Source organism: Nostoc sp. DedQUE09 (genome assembly GCF_034530915.1).
Lineage (GTDB): Bacteria > Cyanobacteriota > Cyanobacteriia > Cyanobacteriales > Nostocaceae > Nostoc.
Window position 1 is genome coordinate 84,200 of the sequence record NZ_JAVRCE010000018.1, and the last position, 11,755, is coordinate 95,954.

General features: G+C 40.5%; 14 protein-coding genes. 8 read left to right on the plus strand and 6 right to left on the minus strand.

The genetic code is table 11. The features are described from left to right. Positions 1–7 precede the first annotated feature (7 nt). Positions 8–688, plus strand: a complete 681-nt coding sequence (locus RMY27_RS14245) for an SDR family oxidoreductase (RefSeq protein ID WP_322664184.1) — start codon at positions 8–10, stop codon at positions 686–688. A gap of 849 nt (positions 689–1,537) precedes the next feature. Further along, the gene (locus tag RMY27_RS14250; RefSeq protein WP_322664186.1) at positions 1,538–2,080 is read left to right on the plus strand and encodes an REP-associated tyrosine transposase; all 543 of its coding nucleotides are present in this window, start codon (positions 1,538–1,540) and stop codon (positions 2,078–2,080) included. A 207-nt stretch (positions 2,081–2,287) separates the two neighbouring features. On the opposite strand, the gene RMY27_RS14255 is transcribed toward RMY27_RS14250, so the two are convergent. The 4 genes from RMY27_RS14255 to ndhC form a co-directional block, all read right to left on the minus strand. After that, the gene (locus RMY27_RS14255; protein ID WP_322664187.1) at positions 2,288–4,012 is read right to left on the minus strand and encodes a DUF262 domain-containing HNH endonuclease family protein; all 1,725 of its coding nucleotides are present in this window, start codon (positions 4,010–4,012) and stop codon (positions 2,288–2,290) included. Positions 4,013–4,414: 402 nt separating this feature from the next. Beyond that, positions 4,415–4,945, minus strand: coding sequence for an NAD(P)H-quinone oxidoreductase subunit J (locus RMY27_RS14260; RefSeq protein WP_322664189.1), 531 nt, complete (start codon positions 4,943–4,945; stop codon positions 4,415–4,417). Further along, entirely contained in the window at positions 4,938–5,675 is a 738-nt protein-coding gene (gene ndhK, locus RMY27_RS14265; RefSeq protein WP_322664191.1) for a photosynthetic/respiratory NAD(P)H-quinone oxidoreductase subunit K, read from the minus strand. Before ndhK ends, RMY27_RS14260 begins: the two co-directional genes overlap by 8 nt. Further along, a complete protein-coding gene (gene ndhC / locus RMY27_RS14270; protein ID WP_012411797.1) occupies positions 5,666–6,028 on the minus strand; it encodes a photosynthetic/respiratory NAD(P)H-quinone oxidoreductase subunit C in 363 nt (120 codons plus the stop codon). The genes ndhK and ndhC overlap by 10 nt, the downstream gene beginning before the upstream one ends. 324 nt (positions 6,029–6,352) lie before the next feature. Between ndhC and RMY27_RS14275 the strand changes: the two genes are divergently transcribed. The 6 genes from RMY27_RS14275 to RMY27_RS14300 all read left to right on the plus strand — a co-directional run bounded on the left by RMY27_RS14275 (position 6,353) and on the right by RMY27_RS14300 (position 8,757). Next, on the plus strand, positions 6,353–6,688 hold the full coding sequence (locus tag RMY27_RS14275; protein ID WP_322664193.1) for a rubredoxin: 336 nt from the start codon (positions 6,353–6,355) through the stop codon (positions 6,686–6,688). A gap of 141 nt (positions 6,689–6,829) precedes the next feature. After that, positions 6,830–7,849, plus strand: coding sequence for a photosynthesis system II assembly factor Ycf48 (locus RMY27_RS14280; protein WP_322664195.1), 1,020 nt, complete (start codon positions 6,830–6,832; stop codon positions 7,847–7,849). 191 nt (positions 7,850–8,040) lie between these two features. Continuing rightward, complete coding sequence (gene psbE, locus RMY27_RS14285; protein WP_094348030.1) at positions 8,041–8,289, plus strand: cytochrome b559 subunit alpha; 249 nt, start codon at positions 8,041–8,043, stop codon at positions 8,287–8,289. A 9-nt stretch (positions 8,290–8,298) separates the two neighbouring features. After that, entirely contained in the window at positions 8,299–8,436 is a 138-nt protein-coding gene (psbF, locus tag RMY27_RS14290) for a cytochrome b559 subunit beta (protein WP_015115279.1), read from the plus strand. An 8-nt stretch (positions 8,437–8,444) separates the two neighbouring features. Continuing rightward, positions 8,445–8,567 carry a photosystem II reaction center protein L gene (locus RMY27_RS14295; RefSeq protein WP_094332364.1) on the plus strand — a complete coding sequence of 41 codons (123 nt, stop codon included), beginning with the start codon at positions 8,445–8,447 and terminating at the stop codon, positions 8,565–8,567. Positions 8,568–8,637: 70 nt separating this feature from the next. Beyond that, positions 8,638–8,757, plus strand: coding sequence for a photosystem II reaction center protein J (locus RMY27_RS14300; RefSeq protein WP_012411803.1), 120 nt, complete (start codon positions 8,638–8,640; stop codon positions 8,755–8,757). A gap of 184 nt (positions 8,758–8,941) precedes the next feature. On the opposite strand, the gene psaI is transcribed toward RMY27_RS14300, so the two are convergent. Together psaI and RMY27_RS14310 are read right to left on the minus strand one after the other, a co-directional pair. Beyond that, positions 8,942–9,091 (minus strand): photosystem I reaction center subunit VIII, encoded by a 150-nt coding sequence (psaI, locus tag RMY27_RS14305; protein ID WP_322664197.1) that lies wholly within the window; start codon positions 9,089–9,091, stop codon positions 8,942–8,944. A 211-nt stretch (positions 9,092–9,302) separates the two neighbouring features. Then, the gene (locus RMY27_RS14310) at positions 9,303–11,744 is read right to left on the minus strand and encodes a hypothetical protein (RefSeq protein WP_416212344.1); all 2,442 of its coding nucleotides are present in this window, start codon (positions 11,742–11,744) and stop codon (positions 9,303–9,305) included. Between the last annotated feature and the right edge of the window lie 11 nt (positions 11,745–11,755).

An 11,755-nucleotide genomic window follows, 5' to 3' on the forward strand; every position in this document is an offset into this window, starting at 1 on the left:
GAAAAATATGACTAAGCTCATCTTAATTACAGGCATAAGCAAAGGTCTAGGTTATGCGATGACCAAGCGTTTTATTCAAGAGGGACATACTGTTATTGGTTGCGCTCGTTCATCAGATGCTATCCAGAAAATAAGCCAGAAGTTTAGCGCGCCCAATGATTTCACATCTGTAGACGTGGCAAATGAACAGCAAGTAGAAAAATGGGCACTAGACGTATTGAACAAATATGAACCGCCAGATATAGTGATTAATAATGCGGCAATTACTAATTACCCAGCACCTTTGTGGGAAATACCATCCGAAGAATTTTCTGATCTAATAGATATCAATATCAAAGGAGTAGTGAATATAATTCGCCATTTTGTACCAGCAATGGTGAAAAACAAACGGGGTATTATTGTTAACTTTAGTTCTGGCTGGGGACGTTCTACTTCAGCCCAAGTTGCACCATACTGTGCTTCTAAGTGGGCAATCGAAGGATTAACTCGTTCTTTGGCACAAGAATTGCCGGCTGGTATGGCAGCCATACCTCTCAATCCAGGGATTATTCATACAGATATGCTCTCTATTAGCTTTGGAGAAGAAGCTGCTAATTATACACCCGTGTCCGATTGGGTATTGAAAGCTGTGCCATTTATTCTCAAGTTGAAACCCAAAGATAACGGGATTCCCTTGACTGTACATTAACGTGAGTTCGACAAGTCTATTTGACCTCTCCCCCAGCCCCTCTCCGACATGAAGACTACGGTGTACACACAAGTATGACACCTGGTTTTTCGCGTCAGTTTTTCCCCACCCTAACCCTCCCCGCTTGCGGCTATCCATTACCCAGATTTTTCTTAACAAACAGACAAAATACTGAAAAATAGACCAAAACGGTTGATGGGTATAGTTTTGAGAGAAAGTATAGTTGCGGGTGATGGTGAACCTGGAGTGAAAACCATTTGGCGTGGGTTGCGGCGATTACACGACATTGCTCCTACCTGAAAACTTCTCCACTGAGATTCTCCAGATGACGTTTGTTGTTAACGATTGCCTCCGGCACGCTACGCGATCGCACTATATTTTTCCACATCTTTTGTCTTTCAAGTCAATCATTCTGCTGTTGTTTAATTCTGTCATTCCTTCACAGTCTGCCTTACAACAATGTTAAGAAAGATCCGGGTAATGGATAGCCCTTGGGGAGAGGAGTTAGGGGGTTAGGTCTATTTTCATACCTGTACCTTACGGGATTGAAAATGGCTATAGAACAATTAAGATGAGCTAGATTTTAAGATTTTAATTAGTCCAGCGATCACACCAATGACCATAGAGATGCTGAGTGCGATCGCAAATAGACTAAGGGTATCGTCAAACTCTAAATCAGACATAATCGTAGGTTGGGTTGAGGAACGAAACCCAACATCTACTTTAGGTTATTAGATTGCCCTTCACTCATTTTTTAACTCACATCTCAAAAACAATAAGTTGACGGTACCCTTTATAACCAATACTTTGGAATAAAGCCCGAAATATAACCATCATAAAATTAACTTAATGCAATATCGCCGAGCCACAATAGAAGGTGGCACTTACTTTTTTACACTCGTAACCCATAAAAGGCAAAGACTATTATGCTTACCGACTAACGTATCTTTATTGAGAAATATTTTTCGGTATGTAATGCGACAACACCCATTTATAATTGATGCCTTTGTTTTATTACCCGATCATCTGCACTGTATTTGGACATTACCACAGGGCGATTGTAATTTTTCTACTCGTTGGCGTTTGATCAAAAGCTATTTTAGTCGCCAGTGCGTTACTCTATCACAGCAAAATCTCTCTACTTCAAGGCAAAATAAAAAAGAGCGAGGTATTTGGCAGCGTCGTTTTTGGGAACACTTGATTAGAGACGACGTAGATTTTAAAAATCACCTTGAATATATCCACTACAATCCTGTCAAACATGGTTTAGTGAAAGCTCCAAAAGATTGGGAATATTCCAGCTTTCATCGTTCTGTTCGTCAGGGTACGTATGATATTACGTGGGGTGCTGGGCAAGAAATTGTATTTGATTTTAATATCGGTAAAGAGTAGATATCGCCTAAATTGTAGCTGAAATTGTAGGTTGGGTTAAACAAAGTGAAACCCAACATCAGCGTTGCGAAGATGGATAATGTTGGGTTTCGTTCCTCAACCCAACCTACTAATTCTTTCACATATCGCCGTAACAAGAAAAGTGTTAAACGAGTTTGTTAAAACTAGGAAAATTTTGAGCTACTGCAAAAGTTTAGACAATTACATTTACAACTTCCAAATTTCATTATATGCTTTGTGAGACATTGCTTTCCCTCGCTCTTTAATTTCCTCCTCAGTCCATTGAGTAGCCTTCAACAAATAATCATCAAGTGGATATTTTTTATCTTTTAGAATTTCAATTTTTTTCAGAAAATCATAATTTTTTAGTTCTTCACTGTTGGTTGTTTTATCTACTAATATTAAATTTCCTATACTGCCGACTATTTCTTCCTCTCCTTTAGATTGTGCTAAGAGATGTTCAATACTAGCAGAACTATAATCAATGGGTAGTCCATTAGTATTTTGTCCTATGAACTTTTCAAGTATATATTGTATGACTTTTTTATCTCTTTGTTTATTTTTTGTATAAATTAAATCCAGAAAATCTACTTCAAATTCATCCAAGCTAGGTAGTTTCTCTTTGAGCTTCCTTACTAAGCTTGTATGAATTGATTGAATTTTATCTGGATTGTCAGTATTAGAAAGTTCTTGAGCATATTTGGAATAAAGTGGAGCAATTGAACCGGAAGATCTTTGAGAGGTGATTGAATTAAAAATAAAATGAAAACATTCAATTTTCCATAAAATTTGACGTAATACTTTTAATGTTATCTTACTTTCTCTATATGCCCTGATAAGGGATAAAATCATTGATGTTTGTTGTTTGACATTAAAAAGACGTAGTGCTTTTAATGATTGATAAATGCTATTTTTTTCTTCTGGACTCCATTGATAGCTGTCTGGAGATACAATTGAAACGTAATATTCTGAGTTCTTTTGAAATTCTAATAATAATAAATGAGATTGATTGCCAGACTTATTTTTATTAGAGGAATCAATGTAACTTTTGATTTCACCAAATAATTGTTTTTGAGTCGTATCACCATACTTAGAAAGCCAATGATGATACAAAAAAGATTCTACAACAGTTTGCTCTAATCCATTATTGTCAAATTTTTCTAAAATTCCATTCCATATAACTTTAGAACTGTCTAATGTTAAATTGGAAGCTCTTAGTTTCTGTAAAAGTAGGTTTTTTACTAAATCAGGCGTAGTAAGATCTTTGCCTCTAGTATTGAGAGTTTCAAAAATTAAATAAGCATCATCCTCATTATCTAATTGAATGAATACTAGTTTTAAAGAAAGAACTTTCTTTCTTAAAGATTTTAGAGTTTCTAATATTTGAAATGTTCGCTCTTGAAATAAATCATTACCAAGATCATTACTATCAAATCTAGGAATCATGGCATACAGCTTTTTATTGATTAATTCAAATGCTGATTTGAGATTTTGCTCTTCATTACCCACACTATATTTTATTTCTACTTTGTTAAAACTTTGTATATATCCTTGTAGATAAGGAAAAGATGTCTCTGAGTTTAAAACATATTCATTTATATTATCTATATTAGCTTTCTCAATATATTGATGTACTCCTCTAGCTAAATTTTCATCTCTATACTCAAAAAAAGCATTTCTTATGGCAGCAAGCATTAATGTAATAGTTGTTAATCTTTGTTGTCCATCAACTATGCCATAGTAGGGTTTTTCTGTTTGATAAACAACCATTGAGCCTATAAAATAATGTTCATAATCTCTAATGATGACATCTTCCCAAAAATTAGTAACTTCTTCATCAGTCCATGAATAAGGACGTTGAAATCTTGGAATTTTAAAATAACCTAGAGCAAATATATCCTGAACTTCTTTGTCATTCGCTTCGATTTTCATTGATTTCACATCCTTTATCAAGATAAAGATTGTATTGATTAAGATAGTTTCAGTATAGTAACTATTTTTACAAAGTATAACGCACTAACACTCATTAAGCAGTGTTATTAATGTTGTTGTGGTATGTATTAAACTTAACTCACCACTTACCTGTATTCAACTAATAAACCGTTTACACTTATCAAAACAATGAAAGTATAGTCAAACTTCAACTCATCAATATTTGAGTAGACAAAATCTTCTGTGTAAAGTTTTTAAACACTGGATTACAGCAAGTTTTATCAACCAACTTTACATGAAACACCAAAAACATAACCCCTCTCCGCCACCGGAAAGGGGTTAATCACTGCCGAAACCACTATCTTGTACAGACGCAATTCATCGCGTCTCATTCAACACTATCTAATAAGCGTCCTGCAACTCGTAGAAATCAGGCGAGATGTAATCCTTCCGCAAAGGCCAACCTACCCAATCTTCTGGCATCAAAAGCCGCTTGAGATTTGGGTGTCCTTCGTAGATAATGCCGAACATATCGTAAGACTCGCGTTCTTGCCAATCTGCGGTCTTCCAAATCCAGTACACAGAAGGCACTACAGGATTTTCCCGTGGTAAGAACACCTTAACTCGAACTTCTTCGGGGCGATCGCTATTATCACCGACTTTAATCAAGTGATACATACTCACCAATTCTTGTCCTGGGCCAAGGTCAATACCACCTTGACACTGGAGATAATTAAACCCATAAGCATAAAGGGCTGTAGCGGTAGGAAGCAAGAAATCTGCCGCTACCTTAATTATCTCTACACCATTTTTGTCTGGTGCTAAAAACTCATGGTCAAAACCATTTTCCGTCAACCATTGGGAAACTTTACCCGCTTGTACCAATGACTCTTCTTTAGCTGCTGGTACTGGTTTAGATTCTTCTTCAGCCACGGGTTTGTTCCTCCTTTTGCGCCTTTTCTGTCAGCAGTGCAGGTGGTATTGGCATACCGATTGCTTCCGCCAATTCCTTCGGTGGTGCAGAGCGAGTTGCTGACTGCAAATACTTACCAGTTAAGATTTCCTCTACTGGCTTCAGGTTATGAGTAGTGCTGTAATAGCGGTGAGTTTGCTTAATTTTACCCCGCTCTTGCATCGACTCATTGGAGATTTTCTTCCGCAGCTTAATGATTGCGTCAATAATTGCTTCTGGACGGGGAGGACAACCAGGCAAATACACATCTACAGGAATCAGTTTATCGACTCCGCGCACTGCCGTGGTAGAGTCGGCGCTGAACATACCGCCAGTAATTGTGCAAGCACCCATCGCAATTACATACTTCGGCTCTGGCATTTGTTCGTAAAGACGCACCAGTTGTGGAGCCATCTTCATCGTAATAGTCCCTGCCGTAATAATTAAATCGGCTTGGCGGGGGCTAGAACGGGGAATTAGCCCAAAACGGTCAAAATCAAATCGGGAACCAATTAAAGCTGCAAACTCAATAAAGCAGCAAGCAGTACCAAATAACAACGGCCACAAACTAGAAAGCCGCGCCCAGTCGTAGAGGTCATCAACCGTCGTCAGAATGACATTTTCTGAAAGGTCTTGAGTGACATTGGTACGCTCAATGGGGTTGATGATTCGTTCTTTACCCTGGGTTGTTAAGTTAGAATTCAAGACCATTCCAAAGCTCCTTTACGCCATGCGTAAACTAAAGCGACTACAAGAATTGCAATAAAGACTAGCGCTTCAATAAAAGCCAATAGCCCCAAACGGTGGAAAGCTACCGCCCAAGGATACAAGAAAACAGTCTCCACATCAAAGACGACGAAGACTAGAGCAAACATGTAGTAACGGATATTGAACTGAATCCAGGCTCCCCCGATGGGTTCCATGCCAGATTCATAAGTGGTGCGACGTTCTGGAGCGTAACCACTGGGTCGTAGGAGCTTGGAAGCTGAGAGCGCTAAGGCAGGTACTAGGCTACAGATGATGAAGAAACCTAGAAGGTACTCGTAACCGCTGAGGACAAACACAATGAGTATCTACCGCTTATGGACTATTTTAAGTAGTGAGTTTTGAGTGCTGAGTGCTGAGTGCTGAGTGCTGAGTGCTGAATGCTGAGTAGGGAATCTCACTTCTTTACTCAGAACTTTCGGAACTCGGAACTGTTTTACCCAACGCCCAATCCCTTAACTGCGTAACTTTCTTTTACATTATATCTGTTTGGTTTTTCTGAAATCTGGGAAACAGACGCACTTCAGGTATTTGATTCGCTTTTGCTAGTGATAGAAAAGCCTAACAATTATGTCATAATTTTTAACGTATATTTAAGATTTCTCCTTTGCGAGGCCTTAGCCATGAGCGAACCAGCTGTTGAGACTACGGTGTTAGACCGCTACGAGTGTCGCGCCTGCGGTTATGTTTACGAACCCGAAAAGGGAGACGACAAAGATGATATTCCTTCAGGGACAAGCTTTGCAGAACTGCCCATAAATTGGCGCTGTCCAGTTTGTTCTGCTAAAAAGACCGCTTTTGCCAACATCGGCCCTGCCGGTACTGCATCCGGCTTTAAAGAAAATCTCGGTTATGGTTTGGGTGTTAACAACCTAACGCCAACCCAAAAGAATATCCTAATTTTTGGTGCTTTGGCTCTTGGCTTCTTGTTTTTTATCAGTCTTTACGGCTTACAATGACAGCCTTTAAACAATTCCAAATAACGTTCTCTACCAGAGGCTTTACACTGCGCTAACAAAATTCAAAATGAAAAAGCCAGGATTGTACAGCATCCTGGCTGCCAACTCCTACAAAAATTTAGAAATAACTAAGAAATACTGATGCATTCAATTGTGAAAGGTTGGCAACGAATATTTGCCTTGTTAATAGTAGTCGTGATGTGCATAGGGTGTAGCCAAGTTCCCTCTGTTAGCTACAACCCTTGGAAAGTCATTTCTGTGCCAACAGACTCGAATTTATTGGATATTGCTTTTACTGATAACCTTGAGCATGGCTATTTAGTCGGTAGCAATGCCACCCTATTGGAAACCAATGACGGTGGTAATACCTGGAAACCAATAACACTGCAACTGGATGAGCAGAAGTATCGCTTTGACTCAGTAAGTTTTGCAGGTAAAGAAGGCTGGATTGCCGGAGAGCCTGGACTTTTACTACACACTACTGATGAAGGTGCTTCTTGGTCGCGTATCCCCCTGAGCGAAAAGCTACCAGGTAGCCCGATCGCAGTTAAGGCGCTAGCAGACAATACAGCGGAAATGGCTACTAATGTTGGAGCCATATATAAGACCACAGACGGCGGCAAAAACTGGAAAGCCCAGGTGGAATCAGCAGTGGGTGTGGTGCGTAACTTGGAACGTTCTCCTGATGGTAAATATATTGCTGTTTCCGCTAAGGGTAGCTTCTACTCGACTTGGGAGCCAGGCCAAGGTGCTTGGGTTCCCCATAATCGCAATAGTTCTCGGCGCGTAGAAAACATGGGCTTTGGTGAAAATGGGCAATTGTGGTTGCTAGCTAGAGGAGGTCAAGTTCAGTTTAGTGACCCAACTAAACCTGAAGAATGGCAAGAAGCAAAATATCCAGAGTTATCCACCAGTTGGGGTTTACTAGATTTGGCATATCGTACACCTAATGAAATTTGGGTAGGTGGCGGTAGCGGTAATTTGCTACGCAGTGGCGACGGTGGCAAAACCTGGGAAAAAGACCGTGACATAGAAGAAGTTGCGGCTAATTTGTACAAGATTGTGTTCTTAGAGCCAGAGCGGGGATTTATAATTGGCGATCGCGGCGTTTTGCTCAAATATCTACCAAACCCTGAAGCAACTTCCTCAGAAGCAGCTTAGTGATTAAGAGGTACAGGGAGTAGGAGAGATGGGGGAGATAGGGGAGATCAGGGAGAAATAAGCAATTCCCAATGCCCAATGCCCCATTCCCAACGTACAATTTCTGAGAAGAACGTTGCAACTTGTAACTCTTTCTTATCTTTGTAGGATAATAAACTCAATAACACTCTATGTATAAGGTAGGGATCTAAATGTCAGGTACCACTGGAGAACGTCCGTTTTCGGACATCATTACTAGCGTTCGTTACTGGGTAATCCACAGCATCACCATCCCGGCATTATTTATTGCTGGTTGGCTATTTGTTAGCACCGGACTGGCTTATGATGCTTTTGGTACACCCCGTCCCAACGAGTATTTCACACCAGCGCGGCAAGAAGTGCCCATTGTGAAGAACCGTTTTGAAGCTAAAAAACAAGTTGAAGAATTTATTGGAAAGTAGTTTGAGATCATGACTAGCGGAAACAACATCAATCAACCAGTTACCTATCCAATTTTTACCGTTAGATGGCTGGCAGTACACACTTTAGGTGTACCAACTGTATTCTTTTTGGGCGCGATCGCCGCAATGCAATTTATTCAACGTTAGGAGCAATTATGGCAGAAAGATCGCCCAATCCCAATAATCAACCGGTTGAACTAAACCGGACTTCGCTATACCTGGGACTACTACTAGTTTTCGTTCTGGGGATTCTGTTTTCCAGTTACTTCTTTAACTAACTGGAAGTATTGTTGTTAATCTTTGTTTATTGAACGTGTGTTGATTTGTTGTTAAGGGAGGAGAGAAGCTGTGTCTGGAAGTGGGAGAATTCCCCTGTGGGTCGTCGCTACGATCGCAGGTTTAGGTATAATTACAGTCTTGGGCATTTTCTTTTATGGTGCCTACGCCGGACTCGGTTCTTCGATTTAACATTAGTTAGTTTGAACCGAACACTATAAGTTAGAATTTTCTAGCATTTGTTGAGAAATCAACGTTAAAAAAACCGCCTGTCTCTATGAGATGGGCGGTATTAATTTTGGTCATTTGTACTTTGTCCTTTGTCATTTGTGCTTTGTTTTTTGCAAATGACTAATGACTAATGACTACATCAGTATCAGTTGATATCGCTGATATCCTTGCTTTCAATGTATAAAAACAGAGACGCGAAGACCACAGCTGGCAAAACCCAACCAATTATGGGCACGAAGATCGCAGATAAGTACGAAGTACTAGCCAAGACAGTAGGCAAAAAAGAAGCTGCCATAGTAAAGGTTCCTATCAAATCACACTACAATTCAAAATGAGCTTACTGCAAATTCTGCCAAATTTTTGAAATTCTTTCATATTTTTAACACAGGGAACGTTGGGAGATAGGGATATAGGGAGCAGGGGAGCAGTGGAGAGTTCTTGTACAGGTTCTTTCCCCTCTGCCCCTCTGCCTCTTGTGCCCAATGCCCAATACCCTCATACCTGAGTTACATACCCAGGAGTTCATCTAGTTGCAAGCTTGGCAAGTCTGGAGGAATTACGGTTCGCACTATTGTGACTTTGTGACTCTCCTGTTGGGTTGTTAGATCGAGTGCGATCGCTCCTAAGCGAATTTCCAAACAGCCAAAGGGAATGTTTAATTGTGTCATCACTTCCAAGCCTCCCGATACATTAGGAAGTAAATTTGTCAATAAATGGGGGCCATCTAGTAAGTAGCGAGTTTGATAATCTTCAAGCCATAACTTAACAACAACTTGCAGAGGTACTTCCGGCAGTACTACGCGCACTATGACAGACTTGCCAGCAATTAATTCACCTTCTGGCACATACAAATGTGGAGTTGGCAAAGGCTCAGTGGCAGCTGCAATTATAGGTAAGGAAGAAGATGAATATAACAGTGGTTGCTCCTTTTCTTCAAAGGTATAACTCCCAGTTGTATCGCCTTCCAGTTCGCTATCTGTATCATCTACAACGATTTCTTGCGCCAACCAAGCTGACGCTATATTTATTTTTATTGGAGGGGGAGGGGGCGGTACTTGTGTTAATAGAGCCGATGAGATTGTTGGTTCTTCTGGTACTTTTTCTATTTCCGTATCTTCTCCAATCCCCAGTTCTATTTCCTGCGCTGTGTCTATATCTTCCCTAAAGTTCTCCAGTTCAGGAGTCAATCCTTCGACTTCTTCCCATCTCTCTTGTCCCTTGGGCGTTTCAGCTAAGAGAAGGTGTGAACTGCTCCAATCTTCGTTCAGATTATTCTCCGTGTTGGTATCTAGGTCTAACAGCAAGTTAACATCAACATTCGCATTTTCTGCACTAGGAGGAAGGGGTATCTGCTGTGCTGGAACATAGTTATTGTAATCTTGAGGTTGCAGATCGTTGATAGATTCAGGTAAAGAGTATCCTTGACTCTGCATCCACTTCCTGAGCAGGGGAGATGAATAAAGGTTTCCTGTTGTAATGAATTGTGCATTTTGCGGGGCTACTACTTCAGTAATAGATTCTTCCTGGAATTGTGCGTTTTGCGGGGCCATTACTTCAGCAACAGATTCTTCCTGGAATTGCGAATTTTGTGAGGCTTCGACTTCAGCAACAGATTCTTCCTGGAATTGCGAATTTTGTGAGGCTTCGACTTCAGCAACAGATTCTTCCTGGAATTGCGAATTTTGCGGGGCTTTGCCTTCAGCAACAGATTCTTCCTGGAATTGTGCATCACCTACTACTAATTCAGGTGTATTTTCATCTTCAGCCACACCTGCGTCCAACTTTGGCAAGTCTTCTTCAGCCGCTTTAACTTCTAATGCATCTGGAAGAACATTGTTTTTTACTTTTTCTTCGGCATCATCTGGCGAAGCTTGTAGCCGTTTCAAGTATGGCAAAGTAGTCTCAAGTCTTGGCATTCGACGTTGCTTAATGACTAACTGCTCCAAGTTGATGGTGGCTATAGTAGCATCTTTTTCTACAATCTCCTCCGGTGTCTGTGGCTCTGCAACAACATTTGTGGGAATGTTGGCATCATTTTGAATAGGGGGCAATTTCGGTAATTGAGGCAACGAAATGCTTGAATTATTGAGCTTAGATGTCCGCACGTTGGCTTCTCGCAGAACTTGCAGGTTAATTTGTGCTGGTAAAGGTGTGTTTGGAGATGGATTAACTATCTGAGACTGGTCTGTTTTTGGAGTCTTGACCAGATTTAACAGTTTCAAATCGAGCCTAACAGGTGTCTCTGTTTCTCTGAAAGCAGCAGATGAATCCGATGATGTTATGGGGTCGTTTAAAAATGTACTGGATTTTGCTGCGGCTGTGATTGCCAGTAATTCTGTTACATCTGCTGTAATCGTGAAGGACTGGGTGGCTAACGGCATGACTTCACCGACATCGGCAAATTTACCATACAAACTGATATCTGCCAAAATTAGCTTGGATTCACAATCAGCAGGAATATCAATTGAGGTATTGATCGTAAAGGGCAACTCCTTGTCTGATAACGATTGCCGTACTTTGGTCAAAATTTTCAAGTTTTTGGGCGATCGCAGTTCAATTTCTAGTTCAAGCGCCCGCAAGCTTTTTGAAGATGATGTTTCATCCCAATCTAGATTTGTCTTTTCTTGGAATTCTATGTACCCGTTGATTATAAGAGCTTGTCCCCAACGAGCAATATAATTATCCTGACTTAAAGTTAGCAGTAATGGTGGCGGTAGTTGTGTTGCCAAAGAATCTGTAACCTTTTCATCTTTGGGCAGCAGTTCAGAGCCGGGTAAAGCTAAATCTATTAAATTTTGTAAAATCTGCTCTGCCGTCTCTCCTTTGAGCCATACAGGACTTACAGGCTGATCGATAACTATATCTTCATCTTCTTCCGCTTCATCTGGTGCAACAGTAGTAACAAGGTTGCCGTTTGTAGTAATTGCCAGTCCTTCAGAAACTGCGATCGCATTATCTA

Excerpts from the sequence above, each read along its gene's own strand:
- psaI (WP_322664197.1), bottom strand. The coding sequence starts at position 9,091 with ATGGCAGCTTCTTTTTTGCCTACTGTCTTGGCTAGTACTTCGTACTTA.
- ndhK (WP_322664191.1), bottom strand. The coding sequence starts at position 5,675 with ATGGTCTTGAATTCTAACTTAACAACCCAGGGTAAAGAACGAATCATC.
- RMY27_RS14280 (WP_322664195.1), top strand. The coding sequence starts at position 6,830 with ATGCATTCAATTGTGAAAGGTTGGCAACGAATATTTGCCTTGTTAATA.
- RMY27_RS14250 (WP_322664186.1), top strand. The coding sequence starts at position 1,538 with ATGCAATATCGCCGAGCCACAATAGAAGGTGGCACTTACTTTTTTACA.
- psbF (WP_015115279.1), top strand. The coding sequence starts at position 8,299 with ATGACTAGCGGAAACAACATCAATCAACCAGTTACCTATCCAATTTTT.
- psbE (WP_094348030.1), top strand. The coding sequence starts at position 8,041 with ATGTCAGGTACCACTGGAGAACGTCCGTTTTCGGACATCATTACTAGC.
- RMY27_RS14245 (WP_322664184.1), top strand. The coding sequence starts at position 8 with ATGACTAAGCTCATCTTAATTACAGGCATAAGCAAAGGTCTAGGTTAT.
- RMY27_RS14275 (WP_322664193.1), top strand. The coding sequence starts at position 6,353 with ATGAGCGAACCAGCTGTTGAGACTACGGTGTTAGACCGCTACGAGTGT.
- RMY27_RS14295 (WP_094332364.1), top strand. The coding sequence starts at position 8,445 with ATGGCAGAAAGATCGCCCAATCCCAATAATCAACCGGTTGAACTAAAC.
- RMY27_RS14255 (WP_322664187.1), bottom strand. The coding sequence starts at position 4,012 with ATGAAAATCGAAGCGAATGACAAAGAAGTTCAGGATATATTTGCTCTA.